The sequence below is a fragment of the Pseudomonas sp. TE36184 genome (assembly GCF_054060055.1).
This window is the reverse complement of record NZ_JBSSCU010000001.1, coordinates 831,963-850,008: the sequence shown is the minus strand read 5'-3', so window position 1 is coordinate 850,008 and position 18,046 is coordinate 831,963. Positions and strand designations below refer to the sequence as shown.

Below are 18,046 nucleotides of genomic sequence, written 5' to 3'. Positions count from 1 at the left end.
CTGCGAGACTCAAGGGCGATTGAATCGACGGCGCAGTGCTTCGATCGGCTCGCGGCAGGCACAGCCTTCAAGATGGTCATTGACCATCCCCGTCGCCTGCATCAACGCATACATCGTGGTCGGCCCCACGTAGGTCCACCCGCGTTTCTTCAAGGCCTTCGACAAGCGCACCGAAGCCGGTGATGTCGGGTTGGCGGTCCAATACGCCAGATCCACCCGCGTCGGGCGCTCGTCTGGCGTCGGTTCGAACGACCATAGCCATTTGGCCAACGAACCGGCTTCCTCCACCAACTCGCACGCCCTGCGCGCATTGTTGAGGGTCGAGACGATCTTCGCGCGGTTGCGCACAATGCCAGGGTCAGCCATCAGGCGTTCGATATCCGCTTCGCCGTACTGCGCCACACGGCGGAAATCAAAACCGTCGAACGCCCGCCGAAAATGCTCGCGCTTGCGCAGGATGGTGATCCACGCCATCCCCGCCTGAAACCCCTCCAGGCAAATCTTCTCGTACAACTGAATATCATCCGCCACCGGCACGCCCCATTCATAGTCGTGGTAGTGCGGATATTCCGGCGCAGCGGTACGCCAACTGCAATGGGTCAGCCCTGCGTCGTTGGTGCTCAGTCCTGGTTTGTCCATCCGTCACCTCGCGTACTCAGCGGCGGATGATAAGCGAAAAAATTTGCGCCCCGTCAACCGCTCAAGCACCGCCCTCGCAGAGCAACTGGTCAGACCGCAACCGGACAAGCCGCGAAAATCACTTGTGACCTGGAAAAAACCCAGCGTAGACTGGCCACGCACTGGACTTACCGGTATGACCACAACAATTAAGCCTTGGACCCACCAGGGCACCGAATAGAGATCCCTCCCATGTTCAGATGGTGCTCGCGTTCGATTTTCCTGCAAGTCGTGATCGGTCTGATGCTCGGCATCCTCTGCGGCCTGGCCCTTCCCGAATTCTCCTCGCAACTCAAACCCCTGGGTGACGGTTTCATCAAACTGATCAAGATGTTGATTGGCCTGATCGTGTTCTGCGTGGTGGTCAGCGGTATCTCCGGCGCCGGCGACTTGAAAAAGGTCGGGCGCATCGGCCTCAAGTCGGTGATCTATTTCGAAGTGCTGACCACCGTCGCCCTGGTGATCGGCCTGCTCATGGCCTTCAGCACCGGCATCGGCAGCGGTGCGAATATCCACCTGGAGCAATTGTCCTCCGCCGGCTTGCATGAACTGGCCGACAAGGGCCAACACATCAAGGGCACCAGCCAGTTCCTGATGGACCTGATCCCCAACTCGGTGATCGGTGCGTTTGCCGACAACAACGTGCTGCAAGTGCTGCTGTTCTCGGTGCTGTTCGGCAGCGCCTTGAACCTGGTGGGTGAAGCGGCGTCGGGCATTTCGCGGCTGATCAACGAGCTGAGTCACGTGATCTTCCGCATCATGGGCATGATCGTGCGCCTGGCGCCGATCGGTGTGTTCGGCGCGATCGCCTTTACCACCAGCACCTACGGCCTGGACTCACTGCAGCACCTGGGCAGCCTGGTAGGCCTGTTCTACCTGACCTGCTTTATGTTTGTCGGGGTGATCCTCGGCCTGGTGATGCGCCTGTCCGGCCTGCGCATGCTGCCGCTGCTCAAGTACCTGCGCGAAGAGCTGCTGATCGTGATGGGCACCGCCTCGTCCGACGCGGTGCTGCCACAGATCATGCGTAAACTGGAACACTTGGGCATCGGCAGTTCCACCGTGGGCCTGGTGATTCCGACAGGCTATTCGTTCAACCTCGACGGTTTCTCGATCTATCTGACCCTGGCCATCGTGTTTATCGCCAACGCTACCGGCACACCGCTGTCGATGACCGACTTGCTGACCATCCTGCTGGTATCGTTGATCACCTCCAAGGGCGCCCATGGCATTCCGGGGTCGGCGCTGGTGATTCTGGCGGCGACACTCACGGCCATCCCGGCGATTCCGGTGGTCGGCCTGGTGCTGGTGTTGGCGGTGGATTGGTTCATGGGCATCGGCCGTGCATTGACCAACCTGATCGGCAACTGCGTCGCCACCGTGGCCATTGCGCGCTGGGAAAAAGACATCGATATCCAGCGCGCCAACAAGGTACTCGCCGGCCAGCAGGGTTATGCGTTCCAGGCTAAAAAGCCGGTAGTGCCCGCGCACCAGGAGTTCTGACCCATTGGTATGAGCGACACAGATCACCAGTGGGAGGGGGCTTGCTCCCTCCCACACTCAATCGTCGCCTTTGTGGCAATTGTATTCGCAACATCAAGGAGCAATCGACGTGGTCACCCCCTCAACCGTCGTCAATTCAGTCGTAGAAAAACTCCGCACCTCCCTGGCGCGGGGCCAGTGGCGGCGCGGTGAAATGCTGCCCGGTCAGCGTGAACTGGCCGAACAGCTGGGCATCAGCCGCCCCAGCCTGCGTGAAGCCGTGATCGTGCTGGAAACCCTCGGCCTGGTGCGCTCGATGCCCGGCAAAGGCGTGGTGGTGCTCGAAACCCACGTCAACGAGGCGCAATCGAGCGACGCCGTGGCCGACGCCAGCCTCGAAGATATCCTGCAACTGCGCTACACCCTCGAACCGTTTATTGTCGGCCTGGTGGCCCAATCCATCAGCAGCAAAGAGGTTGGCCAACTGCGCCTGACCCTGATGGACATGCGCGAAGCCCTCGACGCTGGCGACGCCGAAGCCGGGATGAATGCCTACATTGCCTTCCACGAAGAACTGTTCGCCCTCACCTCCAACCCGATCTTCCAGAACGTGGTGCAACAAACCAGCAACGCTCTCAAGCAAAGCGCACAGGTGCTGCGCAACTCCCCGGAACACCTGGCAGAACGCCTGCAGGAAAACGATGCCGTGGTGCGCGCCATCCGCAACAAGAACAGCGCCCTGGCCAGTGCCGAAATGCGTAAGCACATCCTCCAGGAAGGCCTGCGCATGGGCATTCGCTTGACCATCCCGGACGACCATCTGGGCAGTTGATTTTTGGAGACCGGCCATGACCGCCCACGCCTTGCCACGCGACCTGCCCATCACCGGCCTGCCCGCCATGTGCCTGGTGGCCGGTAAAAAGCCCTCGGTGAATGACATCTACCCACGGCTGTTCGACGCCATTCTCGAACAGCGCATCGCCCCGTCCACCCGGTTGACCGAGGAAAGCCTGGGCGGGCTCACATGCAACTGGCGCGACGGTAAATAGCGCCCTAGCCAACTAGAAGCAGAATCAACCATCAGTACTACATGCCGCGTCCAATAGAACACTGACCACTAAAATCGCATAAACAACTGGCTCGGATTTTCAACGACCGAGCCAGTTTTCAAGCACCTCACAGGCCCTCTTTCGCCTTTCTTATTTGTTCTTGAACGTTATCCCAATCCCCCATCCAAGGATCATAATTTTTTTCATAATGATCGATGAGCCACTGCGGTGTTTTCGGCCGCGCTGGTTCAGAACCAGCTATAGGAGAAATTTCGAGCCATTTAACTTGAAAAATTGCGGTGAGCGGAATCTCTTTTTGGGTACCTAGGCGCTGATGATATTCATCATAAGTCATATCACCATAGACATCGCGATCAACTATACCTCCACGCTTAATGACCTGCCCGACTGCGAGCTGATCGCCATCCATTTTTAGCACGTAAGACTGATACCATCCGAGGGCAATCTGATACAAACGGCTGTCTACCGCCCCCTGTGGTTCAAGCGAACCAAAGTATTGCCGCAATAGCGCTCCCCCGCCACGGCTTAATACATTTTGAATAGCCTGATACAGTGAATTTTCTATGTTAGGATATACCATTAAGCCTAAATCATACTTAGCATCCGCATTCACAAACTCATTAACCCTATGTATAGCACCTTGCGTAAGGTTTTTACCGTAACCATATTTACTCTCAAAATGAAGACCCAAACCACTTGGTGTCATACCGGATATTGCACACCCTACCATGTCGTCAACTTTGTGAGTTAAGATGCTACCCTCCTGAATACATTGCATGTCTGACATTCCTCTTCGGCAAGATTGCAACTCACAAGCTGCCCCCCAAACATGAACCTGTCTACTGTCAAACCTAACAGGTGGCCCACCCATGGCGACGAATGGCACTCACAGGAATAAAATAAAAACCGACTGGCTAATTAACAAATTGATTTCACAGCAGATATATAATTTACACAAACCAAACACCATTTGTCGCCACCCCACAGCGCCATTCAGTTATAACCGGAAGTTCGTTTCCAGCGCGGCGCCATTCCCGGCAAATCATCAGTAAGCGCCCACGGTAAATGCCGACGATAACCACCCATGGGTCCCTCGTTAATAATTGCCGTCACGTGAACCGGCCATTTAGTATCAGATGACCGTCGCGGAATACACCGCCGTCGAGAAGATGATACCCAACGCCATGAAGCCGCTGATCATGCAGGGCCGGGCGTTCTGATCACCGACAATTGCACTATCTGATGTCCCACCGCATAAAAAATCCCCGCATCATGCAATACGGGGATTTTTTGTTTTATACAACCAGGCAGCGGTTTAAAGCACCGACTGACCGCTCAACGCCAGGTCCAGCAACTCACGGTTGGCCACCGCGTACATGGCGTAGTCCGTGCCGACCGCGGCACGGATTTCCACCATCATTGCGCGCCAGCGATCGGCCATGTCCTGGTGCTGCTCAAGCCACAGGGCCACGCGGGCTTCCATGTCTTGTGGCGCTTCGGCCATTTGCAGTACGGAAATGGTGATCGCCCGTTGCTGCCAGTCCACGTCGTCGCGGAAGGCTTCGCGGGCCTGGGCCTGCCAGTTGTTGGCGACCGGCAGATCGCTGATCTGCTGCAGGTACCATGGCAAGTCCAGGGCGCTGCCGACGGCGAAGTAGGCCTTGGCCACTTCGGCGGCGTCATGCCCGGTCACGTCGGCGGCTTCGATGATCGGCAGCAAGGTGTACAGGTGCGTCGTGCCTGCAACCATGCGTGCCAACAACTCCGGTACACCGGCTTCGGTGTAGGCCTGGTAACGGGTCTGCCAGCCTTCACGGGTCGGGCCTTCGAGCAGTTCGTCGAGTTTGAGACCCAGTGCGGCCAGGTGCGGACCGAAGTGCGCGGTGTCACGCCCGGCATCCTGCTCGTTGCGACGGCTGCGCAGGAACCAGCGCGTGGCACGACGGCCCAGGCGCATCAGCTCGTCCATCAGCTCCAGTTGCACGTCGGCGGAGACCTGGTGGTCCAGGGCTTCGATCTGACGGAACCAGTGCGGGAGATGGAAAATGTCGCGCACGATCACATAGGCGCCCGCCACGTTGGCCGGGCTCATGCCGGTCGACTCTTTGAGCCGCTGCACGAAGGTGATGCCCATGTGGTTGACCAGGTCGTTGGCGATCTGGGTGCTGACGATCTCGCGCTTCAGACGATGGCGACGCATCGCCTCGCCGAACTTGGCCACCAGGCTCGGTGGGAACGCGGTCTCCATGTCACGGGTCAGGTACTCGTCATCCGGCACCTGCGACTTGAGCAGGGCTTCCTTGAGGTCGATCTTGCTGTACGAGATCAGCACCGACAGCTCCGGACGGGTCAGGCCCTTGCCGGTGGCGGCGCGTTCGGTGAGCTGCTCCTCGGTCGGCAGGTACTCGATGGCGCGGTCCAGCTTGCCACGGCTTTCCAGGTCGCTCATCAGGCGCTTGTACTCGGCGGCACGCTCGTAGGCACGGCGGGCGGCCAGGGACAGGGCCTGGGTCTGCTTGTAGTTGTTGCCCAACACCAGGCTGCCGACTTCGTCGGTCATGCTCGCCAGCAACTGGTTGCGTTGCTTGTCGGTCATGTCGCCAGCCTGCACCACTTCGTTGAGCAGGATCTTGATGTTCACTTCGTGGTCGGAGCAGTCCACGCCGCCGGCGTTGTCGATGAAGTCGGTGTTCGAACCGCCGCCATTGAGGCCGAATTCCACACGCCCCAGTTGGGTCATGCCGAGGTTACCGCCCTCGCCCACCACCTTGCAGCGCAGTTCGTTGCCGTTGACGCGCAACGCGTCGTTGGCCTTGTCGCCCACATCGGCATGGCTTTCGGTGCTGGCCTTGACGTAAGTGCCGATACCGCCGTTCCACAACAGGTCCACCGGCGCCTTGAGCAAGGCATTCAGCAGTTCGGTCGGGGTCAGTTTGTCGGCCTGGATGTCGAAGCGTTCTTTCATCTGCGCCGAGATGGCAATACTCTTCGCGCTGCGCGAGAAGATACCGCCGCCTTCGGACATGATGCTGGTGTCGTAGTCGCTCCACGCCGAACGCGGCAGCTCGAACATGCGCTGACGCTCGACGAAGCTGGTCGCCGGGTTCGGGTTCGGGTCGATGAAGATATGCAGGTGGTTGAAGGCCGCGACCAGTTGCAGCTTGTCGGACATCAACAGGCCGTTACCGAACACGTCGCCGGCCATGTCGCCGACGCCGACCACGGTGATGCTGTCTTCCTGCACGTTGATGCCGCGCTCACGGAAGTGACGCTGCACACCGACCCACGCGCCCTTGGCGGTGATGCCCATTTTCTTGTGGTCGTAACCGGCCGAACCGCCGGAGGCGAATGCATCGCCGAGCCAGAAGCCGTAGTCGATGGCGATACCGTTGGCGATGTCGGAGAAGGTCGCAGTGCCCTTGTCCGCCGCGACCACCAGGTACGGGTCATCGCCGTCATGCCGCACGACGTTGACCGGCGGCACCAGGGCGCCATCCTTGAGGTTGTCGGTGATGTCCAACAGGCCGGAAATGAAGATGCGGTAGCAGGCGATGCCCTCGGCCGCGATCTCGTCGCGGCTGCCGCCCAGTGGCAAGCGGCGCGGCAGGAAGCCGCCCTTGGCGCCCACCGGCACGATCACCGAGTTCTTCACTTGCTGGGCTTTTACCAGGCCGAGCACTTCGGTGCGGAAGTCTTCTTCACGGTCGGACCAGCGCAGGCCGCCGCGCGCGACATTACCGAAGCGCAGGTGGACACCCTCGACCCGTGGCGAGTAGACGAAGATTTCAAACTTCGGCACTGGCTTGGGCAGCTCGGGAATGGCCCGCGGGTCGAACTTGAAGCTGAAGTACGCCTTGTTCTGGCCGTTGGCGTCGGTCTGGTAGAAGTTGGTGCGCAGGGTGGCCTTGATCAGGTCCAGGTAGCGACGCAGGATGCGGTCTTCGTTGAGCACCTGAACCTCGTCCAGGGCGCTGAGGATCGCTTGTTCCAGGCGTTGCTGCTTGTCTTCCAGGTCGTCGGCGGTGAGCTTGCGCGCCAGGTAGAAGCGCGTCTTGAACAACCGGGTCAACTCGCGGGCGATGTCGGTGTGGTTGTTCAGGGTGCTGGCGATATAACCCAGGTCGAAGCCCAGGCGGATCTGTTTCATGTAACGCGCGTAGGCACGCAGCAGCGCCACGTCGCGCCACGGCAGGCCGGCGGTGAGTACCAGGCGGTTGAACGCATCGTTCTCGGCATCGCCGTGGACGATATGCACGAATGCGTCCTGCAGGGTGTCGTTGAGCTGCTGGATATCCAGGTTCACGCCTTCGGCGGCGATGAACGCGAAATCATGGATCCAGAACTCACGGCCATTGGCATGACGCAGGCGGTACGGGAACTCGCCCAGCACGCGCAGGCCGAGGTTTTCCAGGATCGGCAATACGTCGGACAGCGCCAGCGGGGTGTCGGCATGGTAGAGCTTGCAATGCAGCTCACGCTGGCCGGACACCTGGCCCAGCGGCTGATAGAAGCTCATCACCAACGGGTTGGCTTCGGTGAGGCTGAGCAAGTGCTGCATGTCGACCACCGCCGAATGCGCAGCAAAACGCTCGCGGTAGCCGGCCGGGAAGCCTTTCGGGAAGTCCGCCAGCACGTTGGTGCCGTGGGCCTCGCCGAAGCTTTCGACCACCAGGCTGGAATAGTCGTCCTGCCAGCTGCGGCAGGCCTGCACCACTTCTTTTTCCAGTTGCAGCGGGTCGATGTCCAGGCGGTTCTTCGGGTCGACCCGCAGAATCAGTTGCACACGGGCCAGCACGGACTCGGAGAAGAACGTCCAGAATTCGCAGTCCGAGGCTTTCAGGCGATCCATCAGCACTTGCTGGATCTTCTGGCGCACTTCGGTGGAGTAGATGTCGCGCGGCACGTAGGCCAGGCAGTAGCAGAAACGCCCGTAGGGGTCTTTGCGCAGGAACACGCGGATCTTGTTGCGTTCCTGGATCTGCACGATCGACATCACGGTGCTGAACAGCTCGTCGACCGGGGTCTGGAACAGGTCGTCACGCGGCAGTACTTCGACCACCTGCGCCAGTTCCTTGCCCAGGTGCGCCTTGGCCTGGAAGCCCGAGCGACGTTCGATTTCCGCGACCTTGCGGCGGATATAAGGAATCACCCGCACGCTTTCACCGTACACCGACGAGGTGTACAGGCCCATGAAGCGGCATTCCTTGATGACCTTGCCGTCGGCGTCGATCTCGCGGATCGACACGTAGTCCGGATAAGCCGGGCGATGCACGCGGCTCGGGTGTGCGGCCTTGGCGAACGACAACACGGTCGGCTCGCGCAGGTAGGACACGGCGTAGTCTTCGATGCGCAGGTCGTCGGCGGTAAGGCCGGCGCGCAGCAGCTTGGTCAGACCGAGGAAGGAGCTGGCGTCATATTCGATATGACCGCCGTCCGCCTCGTCACGTACCACGAACTCTTCATAGCCGAGGAAGGTGAAGTGGTTGCCCACCAGCCATTCCAGGAAGTTCTTGATCTCGGCTTGTTCTTCGCCGTCGATGCTGAACCGGCTGGCGTCGATACCGACCAGCAGTTCCTGGACCTTGGCTTTCATCGGCTCGAAATCGGCCACGGCCACGCGCACTTCGCCCAGTACCTGCTCCAGCTCTTTGCTCAGCACGTTCAGTTCGGCGGCGTTGGCGCAGCGGTCGATTTCCAGGTACATCAGCGATTCTTGCTGGATGCCTTCGCCCTGGGTGCCCTTGGCCAGAATTTCCAGCAATTCGCCCTTGCTGCCACGGCGCGTGCTGAGCACGGTGGTTTGCAGGGTGTGGATGCTGTAGCCGCGGCGGTTCAGCTCGGTACGCACCGAGTCCACCAGAAATGGCAGGTCATGGTGCAGCACTTCGACCGCGGTGTGGGTCGACTGCCAGCCATGACGTTCGTAATCGGGGTTGTAGACCCGCACCTGGGGTTCGGTGTGGTCGAAGCGCTCAAGCAGGCGCCAGGCAGACAGGGTGCAACCGGCCAGGTCGGAAAGGCGACGTTGGGTCAGTTCGTCCAGGGAAATGATGCCGAAAAATTGTTCAGCGAACAGCGCCACTTGTGGCAGTGCCTGTTCACTGATGTGCTGCGCCAGTGCCGCTTGCAGTTGATGCTGGAAGTCGGCCTTGCTGGCTGCGGTGAAGAACGCCATCTGTGGTACTCCGCTTGGGCTTGTTATTGATGGAAGCGTCGCGTGTTATCCCCTTTGGGGGAGACCGTCAGCCCTGTTCGCAGGTAACGATACAAGCACCATAAACGAATCAGGGTGACAGGTGGGTGAAGCTGGACAAGACGATCAGGTCACATACAACTTCCATTGGACGTACACCTTGCCAGGCGACGGTGTGACGGGCAGGTCAGGCTCCCAGCAGTGAGCACATCCGTTGCGCAGCTTAACGAGTGTAGGAAGACAGCTGCTTGCGGCGCTGCGACATATTCGGTCATCGGCTGGCAACGAAGGGTTGCACAAAGGGCAACCACACACACCGAACGACAAAAAAGCCGGTCACCGGCGCTGATTTCAAGCCAATGATAGCTAACACACGCGAAGCCCGTCGGCACATACCTACGGCACATCAAGCAAGGGACCTCAAACATCAGGGAACTTTTCCTGCGCCAACCGCCAATCAAAAAAAACACAGGGAGCGTGGTTAACCGACTGTCATCTATGCAGGCCCGTCATGATTACGCCAACAGCCCCCTCGCCCATCATTTCGCAACCCACCTCGTCACCGGATAACATCAATCCGCCGATTTCGTTCGCCGACAGCGGCGTATATTCTGCGCAATGGGATAAATATAACCAGGCGGCCCCCAGGCCATAGCCGACAGGCGTACCGCCGTTTAGATAGTCAACCTATAAAAAAGGCAAAATCGTTGTGCTCAAGCCATGACGCACGGATGAAATTCACACCGACATAAATATGGCGGCAGTGGCAAAATCCCCCTTTTGCGGCCAATAAACCCATAGGACTGCCATGCAATTGATCACTACCAACCTGATCGCCAACCCATGTGACGAAGAAGAAGACAACATGGCCATGCTCTGCTGCCATAGCGCTAAGGGCGAGATGTTCATACTGGCCCGTTACCCGGATGAAGACGAGGTGGAGCTGACCTGGGACGACGAACCCTCGACCCTCGAGGGCCTGAAGGTCACGTTGAGTGACAGCACGTTGCTGATTGAGCTGGCGGCAGGCGATGCCGATGCGCTGGGCGGCAAGGATCACCTGGAGATTCTGCACAGCACCGCCCCTGAGGATTTGGCTGAAGTTGAAGAAACCCTGCAGAACATTCTCAGGGGCACAGGCACTTATATCCGTGCCTGAGGCTACTGACACACAAAATTCCTACACGTTTTGCGAAAAATACCCCGCGCGCCGTTAGTCGCCGCCCCCCCCGATGCATTAAAGTAAGCCCCCCAGGCCCGGCGTTTTTTCTCGACGCTCGGGCTCATCTCTCCAGGAACCGTCATCGATGGAACATCGTGAAGCGCTGCTTGCGCTGCGAACCTTTCTTTCTACGCAGATTCTCGGCCAGGAAAAACTCATCGAGCGCCTGCTGATTGCCTTGCTTGCCGACGGCCATATGCTGGTGGAAGGCGCGCCGGGCCTGGCCAAGACCAAGGCCATCAAGGAGTTGGCCGAAGGCATCGAAGCGCAGTTCCATCGTATCCAGTTCACCCCCGACCTGTTGCCCGCCGACATCACCGGCACTGAAATCTATCGCCCCGAAACCGGCAGCTTCGTGTTCCAGCAGGGGCCGATCTTCCACAACCTGGTGCTGGCGGACGAAATCAACCGCGCCCCGGCCAAGGTGCAGTCGGCCTTGCTCGAAGCCATGGCCGAGCGCCAGGTCAGTGTGGGCCGCAGTACTTACGAGCTGTCGCCGCTGTTTCTGGTGATGGCCACGCAAAACCCCATCGAGCAGGAAGGCACCTACCCGCTGCCCGAAGCCCAGCTCGACCGTTTCCTGATGCACGTCAAGATCGGTTTCCCGGACGCGGCCGTGGAGCGGCGCATCCTGCAGCAGGCCCGTGGCGAGGCGCTCAACGGTGAAACCAAGCCCGAACGCCGCGTCAGCCAGCAGGCGATCTTTGCCGCGCGCAAGGAAATCCTCGGGTTGTACATGGCCGATGCGGTGGAGGAATACCTGGTGCAATTGGTCATGGCCACGCGCACCCCGGCCAAATTCGACCCGGAAATGGCCGAGTGGATCGCCTATGGTGCCAGCCCCCGCGGCTCCATCGCCCTCGACCGCTGCGCCCGCGCCCACGCCTGGCTGGCCGGGCGAGACTTTGTCAGCCCGGAAGACATCCAGGCGGTGCTGTTCGACGTGCTGCGCCATCGCATCATTCTGTCGTTCGAAGCCGAAGCCGCCGGGATCGACCAGGACCGCGTGGTGCAACGCATTCTCGACGTCGTAGCCGTCGCTTGAAATCGATGAACGCCAGCGATGGAGTGCGCGTCACGCTCAGCGAATTGATTGAGATGCGCCACCGCGTGCGCGAAGTGCAGCTGTTTTCCACGCCGAGCCAGCGCAGCCCGCTGATCGGCCTGCACCACTCCAAGCTGCGCGGGCGCGGGGTCGACTTCGACCAGGTGCGCGTCTACCAGGCCGGCGACGATGTCCGCACCATCGACTGGCGCGTGACCGCGCGCACCCAGGAACCGCACACCAAGCTGTTCCACGAAGAGCGCGAACGCCCGATTTTCATCATGGTGGAGCAAAGCTGCCGCTTGTTTTTCGGTTCGGGGCAGATGTTCAAGTCGGTGCTCGCGGCCCAGGCGGCCAGCCTGATCGGCTGGGCGGCGCTGGGGCATAACGACCGCGTCGGCGGGCTGGTCTTCGGCGACAACGAGCACTACGAAATCAAACCGCGGCGCAGCAAACAGAGCCTGCTGCAACTGCTCAACCGCCTGGTGCGGGTCAACCAGAGCCTGAGCACCGAAAGCGGCCCCGAAACCGACGCCCTGGGCCTGGCCCTGCGCCGTGGCCGTGAAGTGCTGCGCCCCGGCAGCCTGGTGATCGTGATCTGCGACGAACGCGCACTGACCGAAGGCGCCGAACAACAGCTGAGCCTGTTGTCACGCCATTGCGACCTGCTGCTGTTGCCGATCTCCGACCCGCTCGACCACGCCCTGCCCGCCGCCGGGCTGCTGCGCTTTGCCGAACGCGGTGCACAACTGGAACTGGACACGCTGAACTTCGATTTGCGCCAGGCCTACAAGGCCCAGGCCGAAGCGCGCAGCGCCCGCTGGGAACTGCTCGCGCAGAAACTGCGGGTATTGCTGATGCCCTTGAGCACCCAGAGCGAAATGGTCGAGCAACTGCGCGAATACCTCAACCCGCAACGCCCGGTTAAAAAGCAATGAGCAGCCTCGACCAACTCCAACCGCTGATCGCCCCACCGGCGATCGGCTTCTGGCCGCCTGCGCCAGGCTGGTGGCTGTTGCTGCTGGTGATCCCGCTGCTGGGCTGGGGCGTGTGGTGGCTGCGCCGTTTCCTGCCCACGCGGCGCCCCGTGTCCCGCGCCGAACAACCGCTCGACCCGCTGCGCATCGCCGCCCTGGCCGAACTGGCGCTGATGCCCAGACCCTACGACGGCGCGCCCGCCGGGGCCTGGCTGCAGCAACTCAACGGCCTGCTCAAGCGCCTGTGCCGCAACGACTACCCCTACAGCCAGAGCCACACCCTCAATGGCCGCAAATGGCTGGCGTTTCTCGATAACCGCTGCCCCGCCGCCGGCCTCACACGCTGGATGGTGCTGGTGGAAGGCGCCTATAAGCCCGAATGCAAACTCGACGACAAAGCCATCGCCGGCCTGACCCAGGCCGTCGACACCTGGATTCGCAAACATGTTTGAGTTCGCCTGGCCGTGGATCTTCGCCCTGCTGCCGTTGCCCTGGTTGATGCGCCTGGTGCTGCCGGCGGCCGACAGCGGCGAGCCCGCGCTGAAAGTCAGCTACCTCAGCGACCTCGAAGGCCTGGCGGGCCGCCGCGCACGCTCGAACCTGCCCGGCTGGCGGCAACAGGCGCCTTTCGTCGTGCTGTGGCTGCTGCTGTTGACCGCCGCCGCCCGCCCGGAATGGCTCGGCGAACCGCTGCCGATTGCCGCCAGCGGCCGCGATTTGCTGGTGGCGGTGGACGTGTCCGGCTCCATGGATTTTCCCGATATGCAGTGGGAGGACGATGACGTCAGCCGCCTGACCTTGGTCAAACACCTGCTCGGCGACTTCCTTGAAGGGCGCGAAGGCGATCGCGTCGGCCTGATCCTGTTCGGCAGCCAAGCCTACCTGCAAGCGCCGCTGACCTTCGACCGCCACACGGTACGCACCTGGCTGGATGAAGCGCGCATCGGCATCGCCGGCAAGAACACCGCCATCGGTGACGCCATCGGCCTGGCCTTGAAACGCCTGCGCCAGCGCCCGGCGCAAAGCCGCGTGCTGATCCTGGTGACTGACGGCGCCAACAACGGCGGCCGGATCGACCCGCTGACCGCCGCGCGTCTGGCCGCCGAAGAAGGCGTGAAGATCTACCCGATCGGTATCGGCGCCGATCCGGAACAAACCGGTTCCCTTGGCGTGCTGGGCGTCAACCCGAGCCTGGACCTCGACGAACCGGCGCTCAAGGCCATCGCCGAGGCCACCGGCGGCCGCTACTTCCGTGCCCGCGATGGCGCAGAGTTGCAAGCGGTCAAGGAAACCCTCGACCAACTTGAACCGGTCGAACAGCAACCGACCCAGGCGCGCCCGGCCCAGGCGCTGTACAGCGGCCCCCTGGCATTGGCGCTGATCCTCAGCCTGTTGCTGGTGGTGCAGGAGCGCTGGCCGAACAACGCGCTGCAACGGCTGTTCAACAAACTGTCGACCAAGGGGCATTTTCTGCAACAGCACCCAGAATGGCGCCAGCGCCTCAAACGCCTGCGTTTGCGGAGGCGTCGATGATCGACCTGTGGCCGCACTGGTTCCGTCCCTGGTGGCTGTTGCTGCTGCCGCTGCTCGGCTGGTTGCTGTGGCAGCTGTGGCACCGGCAAAAGCGCGCCGGGCGCTGGCAGATGATCCTGCCGCCGGCGTTCCATGCCGTGCTGCTCAGCGGTGGCAATGGCCGTGAAAGCAAATCGCCGTGGGTGCTCCTCGGTATTGCCTGGCTGCTGGCAGTACTGGCCTTGCTCGGCCCCAGTTGGCAACGGGTGGAACAGACCAGCCAGAAGCCTTCCGACCCCTTGGTGGTGCTGCTCGAACTGACCCCGGAAATGCTCGCCACCGACAGCCCGCCCAGCCGCCTGGAGCAGGCACGGCGCAAGCTGTATGACTTACTGCAGGCGCGCAGCGACGCACAAACCGCCATCGTCGTGTATGCCGGCAGCGCCCACACCCTGGTGCCGCTGTCGGACGACCTGGCCACCAGCCGCAACCTGCTCGAAGCGCTACGCCCCTCGTTGATGCCCGAGCCCGGGCACCGCGCCGACCTGGCCGTGGAGAAAGCCCTCGGCCTGCTCAAGCAAGGCGGCCTCGGCCAGGGGCGTCTGCTGCTGATCGGTTCATCGCTGTCCAAGCAGGAACGCCAGGGCATCCGCTTGCTGCTGCAAGGCGGCCAGACGCCAAGCCTGTCGATCCTCGGCATCGGTAGCCGCGAAGGCACGCCGGTGACCCTGGAGAGCGGCGAATTCCTCAAGGACGACCAAGGCGCCATCCTCGTGCCGCGCCTCGACAGCCCGACGCTCAAAGCCTTCGCCAGCGAAATGGGTGGCCGCTACCGTGCCGCGCGCCTGGACGACAAGGACCTGCGCCAACTGGGCATGCTCGACGCGCCGCAAGCCCTGCGCAACGACGGCCAACTGCTGCACCTCGACACCTGGGCCGACCAGGGTTACTGGCTGCTACTGCCGTTGTTGCTGCTGGCCGCGTGCGCCGGGCGGCGTGGCTGGTTGTTCTGCTTGCCGTTGCTGCTGCTTGGCGCACCGCAGCCCAGTTATGCCTTCGAACTCCAGGACCTGTGGCTGCGCCCCGACCAGCAAGGCCAGTACCTGCTGAAGAAAAAACGCCCCGCCGAAGCCGCCGAACGCTTCCAAGACCCGCAATGGCAAGGCGTGGCGCTGTACGAAGCGGGTAACTACGCCGAAGCCATCAAGCGTTTTGCCGAGGGCAGTGACGCCTACTCTCACTACAATCGCGGCAATGCACTGGCCAGGTCCGGTGAGCTGGAAGCAGCCATCGATGCCTACGAACAGGCGCTGGAAGCCCAGCCCGATCTGCTGCCGGCCCTGAAAAACAAGGCCCTGGTGGAAAGCCTGATACAACAACAGGCGCAGCCCGAGCCGGCCCCGCCCGCAAAAAACGAAGATGACGAAACCACCCAACCCGGCCAAACTGCGCAACCGGGCGCCAGCGCGCAAAGTGCCACGGGTGGCGAGCAATCGCCGCAAAACCAGGGCGAAGCCGGCACCGCCGATACCCAGGCCGGCGCCACGCCACAAGCGGGCGGCAATGACGTGCCGGGCAGCGAGCTGGAGGACGAGCAAACCACCACCCCGCCGTTGCGCCCCAGCGGCGCCAGCCTGGACGACGAACATCGCCAGGCCCTGGAACAATGGCTGCAGGAGATCCCGGACAACCCCGGCGAACTGCTGCGGCGCAAATTCTGGTACGAACAGCAACAGCATCAGGACAAGACTCGATGAGCCGCCGCACCACCCTTCTGCTTCTGCTCGCGTTGTCGGCAAGCCACGCCCAGGCGGCGAACCTGGTCGCCAGCGTCGACCGCAGCCGCCTCAATTCCGGGGAAACGGTGGAGCTGACGGTGGAATCCGGCGACGTCACGCAGTTCGGCAAACCCGACCTGTCGCCGCTGGAGGCGCAGTTCGAAGTCAGCGGCACGCGCCAGATCAACCAACTCACCACCCTCGGCGGCGATAACCACGCCACCACGCGCTGGATCATTACCCTGCTGCCCAAGCAAAACGGCACCGTGGTGATCCCGCCGCTGCAAGTGGGCGAATACACGACCCAGCCGATCAGCCTGCAAGTGCTGGAAACCACCAGCCAGGACACCAACGCCGAACTCGCGCCGGTGTTCGTTGAATCCAACCTCGACCAGAACACCGTGTACGTGCAGGCCCAGGCCCTGTTGACGGTACGCGTGTATCACTCGGTGTCGCTGTATGACGACAGCAGCCTCACGCCGCTGCAGATTCCCGATGCGCGCATCGAGCAACTGGGCGAATCACGCACCTACGAGAAGGTCATCAACAGCATTCGCCACGGCGTGATCGAAACCCGCTACGCGATCTACCCGCAGCACAGCGGCAGCCTGACGATTGCCGCCCAGACCTTCAGCGCGACCCTGGTGGAATCGCGCCCGCCGCAGGAGAACACGCTGCAGGGCACCAAGCCGGGCAAGCTGATCCACGTCAGCTCCGCGCCCCTCGAGCTGACGGTCAAACCCAAGCCCGAGCTGTACCCCGCCGAGGCGCCGTGGCTGCCGGCACGCAGCCTGACCCTGAGCGAAAACTGGAACCCCGAGCCGGACCACGTGCAGGTCGGTGATTCCCTGACCCGCAGCCTGACGGTCAAGGCCGAGGGCCTCTCCAGCGCACAACTGCCGGCACTGCCGAGCACCGAAATCAATGGCCTGCGCCGCTATCCGGACCAGCCGGTAGTCGGCAACCAGAACAACGACCGTGGCCTGATCGGCAGCCGAGAAGACCGCGAAGCCCTGGTGCCCACCCGCGCCGGCGCGCTGGACTTGCCGGCGGTGGAAGTGGTGTGGTGGAACACCCATGAGGACCACCTCGAACGCACCCGCCTGCCCGCCCGCACGCTGCAAGTGGCGAATAACCCGAGCCTGGTGGTGGACACGCCCGCGACACCGACCGTGATCACCGCCCCCGACGATAGCCGCCTGTGGCTGTGGCAACTGAGCACCCTGCTCCTTACCTGCACCACGTTGCTGGGTTTCGGCCTGTGGTGGCGCGCACGCCGCCAACCGGCGGTGCAACGCGCCGCACAAACCGGCCCGAGCCCGCGCACCCTGCTCGACGACCTCAAGCGCGCGACCCAGGCCAACGACCCCCAGGCCACGCGCCAGGCCCTCGACGCCTGGGCCCGGCAACAACCGGAAACCCTGGCCGACATGGCGGCGCGCTTCGTGCCGCTGTCCGACGCGCTGGATGGGTTGAACGGCGCGCTGTACAGCGAAAGCGGCCATTATTGGCTGGGTGAAGAACTGTGGCGTGCGGTAAAAGCCATTCCAATGGCCGAACGCGAGCAAGACCCGACGACCGACACCACCAGCTTGCCGCCGTTGTATCCCAAATAGCCCCCCCTGATACGTCACGAATCGAGAGTCGGGACGGGGGGTGGGCCAGTCAACACCGAGCAAGCGGACCCACCACCACCCGATAGCGGAGTATCAGTCAATTATGATGTCGGCTGACACGCCGCCATCGGGGGCAAGCCCCCTCCCACACTGGATCTGCGTCGTCTGGTCGACATAGCCCGAACCTGTCCGACCGCGCCCTGGATTGCCTGCCAGCCAAGACATAACGCACACCGCATACCCCCTCCCACACTGGACCTGCGTCGTCTGGTCGACATAGCCCGAACCTGTCCGACCGCGCCCTGAATTGCCTGCCCTCCAAGACATAACGCACACCGCATACCCCTGTGGGAGGGGGCTTGCCCCCGATAGCGATGGGCCAGACAACACTGCTCAAGCGGACCACCACCATCGCAGGCAAACCACCTCCCACACTGGATCTGCGTCGTCTGGAGCAGCGTGCGCGCAATACA

At 62.0% G+C, this 18,046-nt stretch carries 12 protein-coding genes and 1 pseudogene; 10 read left to right on the top strand and 3 right to left on the bottom strand.

Annotated features, from left to right (window positions below):
- Nucleotides 1-9 precede the first annotated feature (9 nt).
- The gene (locus tag ACVWZP_RS03880) at nt 10-639 is read right to left on the bottom strand and encodes a DNA-3-methyladenine glycosylase I (protein ID WP_457369391.1); all 630 of its coding nucleotides are present in this window, start codon (nt 637-639) and stop codon (nt 10-12) included.
- Between the two features lie 216 nt (nt 640-855).
- Here ACVWZP_RS03880 and ACVWZP_RS03875 point away from each other — a divergent pair, with 216 nt between their 5' ends.
- The 3 genes and pseudogenes from ACVWZP_RS03875 to ACVWZP_RS03865 all read left to right on the top strand — a co-directional run.
- Complete coding sequence (locus ACVWZP_RS03875) at nt 856-2,181, top strand: C4-dicarboxylate transporter DctA (RefSeq protein WP_173677810.1); 1,326 nt, start codon at nt 856-858, stop codon at nt 2,179-2,181.
- A gap of 109 nt (nt 2,182-2,290) precedes the next feature.
- Nucleotides 2,291-2,992, top strand: a complete 702-nt coding sequence (locus ACVWZP_RS03870) for a FadR/GntR family transcriptional regulator (RefSeq protein WP_448126014.1) — start codon at nt 2,291-2,293, stop codon at nt 2,990-2,992.
- Between the two features lie 16 nt (nt 2,993-3,008).
- Nucleotides 3,009-3,176 (top strand): annotated as a pseudogene (locus tag ACVWZP_RS03865) (GntR family transcriptional regulator); the annotation flags it as partial.
- A 160-nt stretch (nt 3,177-3,336) separates the two neighbouring features.
- Here ACVWZP_RS03865 and ACVWZP_RS03860 read toward each other — a convergent pair.
- Nucleotides 3,337-4,008 carry a hypothetical protein gene (locus ACVWZP_RS03860; RefSeq protein WP_126588548.1) on the bottom strand — a complete coding sequence of 224 codons (672 nt, stop codon included), beginning with the start codon at nt 4,006-4,008 and terminating at the stop codon, nt 3,337-3,339.
- A 537-nt stretch (nt 4,009-4,545) separates the two neighbouring features.
- Nucleotides 4,546-9,405 carry an NAD-glutamate dehydrogenase gene (locus ACVWZP_RS03855; RefSeq protein ID WP_126588549.1) on the bottom strand — a complete coding sequence of 1,620 codons (4,860 nt, stop codon included), beginning with the start codon at nt 9,403-9,405 and terminating at the stop codon, nt 4,546-4,548.
- A gap of 826 nt (nt 9,406-10,231) precedes the next feature.
- Between ACVWZP_RS03855 and ACVWZP_RS03850 the strand changes: the two genes are divergently transcribed.
- From ACVWZP_RS03850 to ACVWZP_RS03820, 7 genes are all read left to right on the top strand, one after another.
- A complete protein-coding gene (locus ACVWZP_RS03850) occupies nt 10,232-10,582 on the top strand; it encodes a hypothetical protein (protein ID WP_017846482.1) in 351 nt (116 codons plus the stop codon).
- 148 nt (nt 10,583-10,730) lie between these two features.
- Nucleotides 10,731-11,690, top strand: a complete 960-nt coding sequence (locus ACVWZP_RS03845) for an AAA family ATPase (RefSeq protein WP_003218556.1) — start codon at nt 10,731-10,733, stop codon at nt 11,688-11,690.
- A gap of 5 nt (nt 11,691-11,695) precedes the next feature.
- Nucleotides 11,696-12,628, top strand: a complete 933-nt coding sequence (locus ACVWZP_RS03840; protein ID WP_017846483.1) for a DUF58 domain-containing protein — start codon at nt 11,696-11,698, stop codon at nt 12,626-12,628.
- The gene (locus ACVWZP_RS03835) at nt 12,625-13,119 is read left to right on the top strand and encodes a DUF4381 domain-containing protein (protein WP_017846484.1); all 495 of its coding nucleotides are present in this window, start codon (nt 12,625-12,627) and stop codon (nt 13,117-13,119) included. The genes ACVWZP_RS03840 and ACVWZP_RS03835 overlap by 4 nt, the downstream gene beginning before the upstream one ends.
- Complete coding sequence (locus ACVWZP_RS03830) at nt 13,112-14,200, top strand: vWA domain-containing protein (RefSeq protein WP_057004657.1); 1,089 nt, start codon at nt 13,112-13,114, stop codon at nt 14,198-14,200. Before ACVWZP_RS03835 ends, ACVWZP_RS03830 begins: the two co-directional genes overlap by 8 nt.
- Entirely contained in the window at nt 14,197-15,936 is a 1,740-nt protein-coding gene (locus tag ACVWZP_RS03825; protein ID WP_457369390.1) for a tetratricopeptide repeat protein, read from the top strand. Before ACVWZP_RS03830 ends, ACVWZP_RS03825 begins: the two co-directional genes overlap by 4 nt.
- Nucleotides 15,933-17,573: a BatD family protein gene (locus ACVWZP_RS03820; protein ID WP_457369389.1), complete on the top strand. Its 1,641-nt coding sequence runs from the start codon at nt 15,933-15,935 to the stop codon at nt 17,571-17,573. Before ACVWZP_RS03825 ends, ACVWZP_RS03820 begins: the two co-directional genes overlap by 4 nt.
- Nucleotides 17,574-18,046 lie beyond the last annotated feature (473 nt).

Bases quoted from the DNA above. Each gene is read 5' to 3' on its own strand.
- ACVWZP_RS03880 (WP_457369391.1), bottom strand. From the start codon at position 639: ATGGACAAACCAGGACTGAGCACCAACGACGCAGGGCTGACCCATTGC.
- ACVWZP_RS03860 (WP_126588548.1), bottom strand. From the start codon at position 4,008: ATGCAATGTATTCAGGAGGGTAGCATCTTAACTCACAAAGTTGACGAC.
- ACVWZP_RS03855 (WP_126588549.1), bottom strand. From the start codon at position 9,405: ATGGCGTTCTTCACCGCAGCCAGCAAGGCCGACTTCCAGCATCAACTG.
- ACVWZP_RS03850 (WP_017846482.1), top strand. From the start codon at position 10,232: ATGCAATTGATCACTACCAACCTGATCGCCAACCCATGTGACGAAGAA.
- ACVWZP_RS03845 (WP_003218556.1), top strand. From the start codon at position 10,731: ATGGAACATCGTGAAGCGCTGCTTGCGCTGCGAACCTTTCTTTCTACG.
- ACVWZP_RS03840 (WP_017846483.1), top strand. From the start codon at position 11,696: ATGAACGCCAGCGATGGAGTGCGCGTCACGCTCAGCGAATTGATTGAG.
- ACVWZP_RS03835 (WP_017846484.1), top strand. From the start codon at position 12,625: ATGAGCAGCCTCGACCAACTCCAACCGCTGATCGCCCCACCGGCGATC.
- ACVWZP_RS03830 (WP_057004657.1), top strand. From the start codon at position 13,112: ATGTTTGAGTTCGCCTGGCCGTGGATCTTCGCCCTGCTGCCGTTGCCC.
- ACVWZP_RS03825 (WP_457369390.1), top strand. From the start codon at position 14,197: ATGATCGACCTGTGGCCGCACTGGTTCCGTCCCTGGTGGCTGTTGCTG.
- ACVWZP_RS03820 (WP_457369389.1), top strand. From the start codon at position 15,933: ATGAGCCGCCGCACCACCCTTCTGCTTCTGCTCGCGTTGTCGGCAAGC.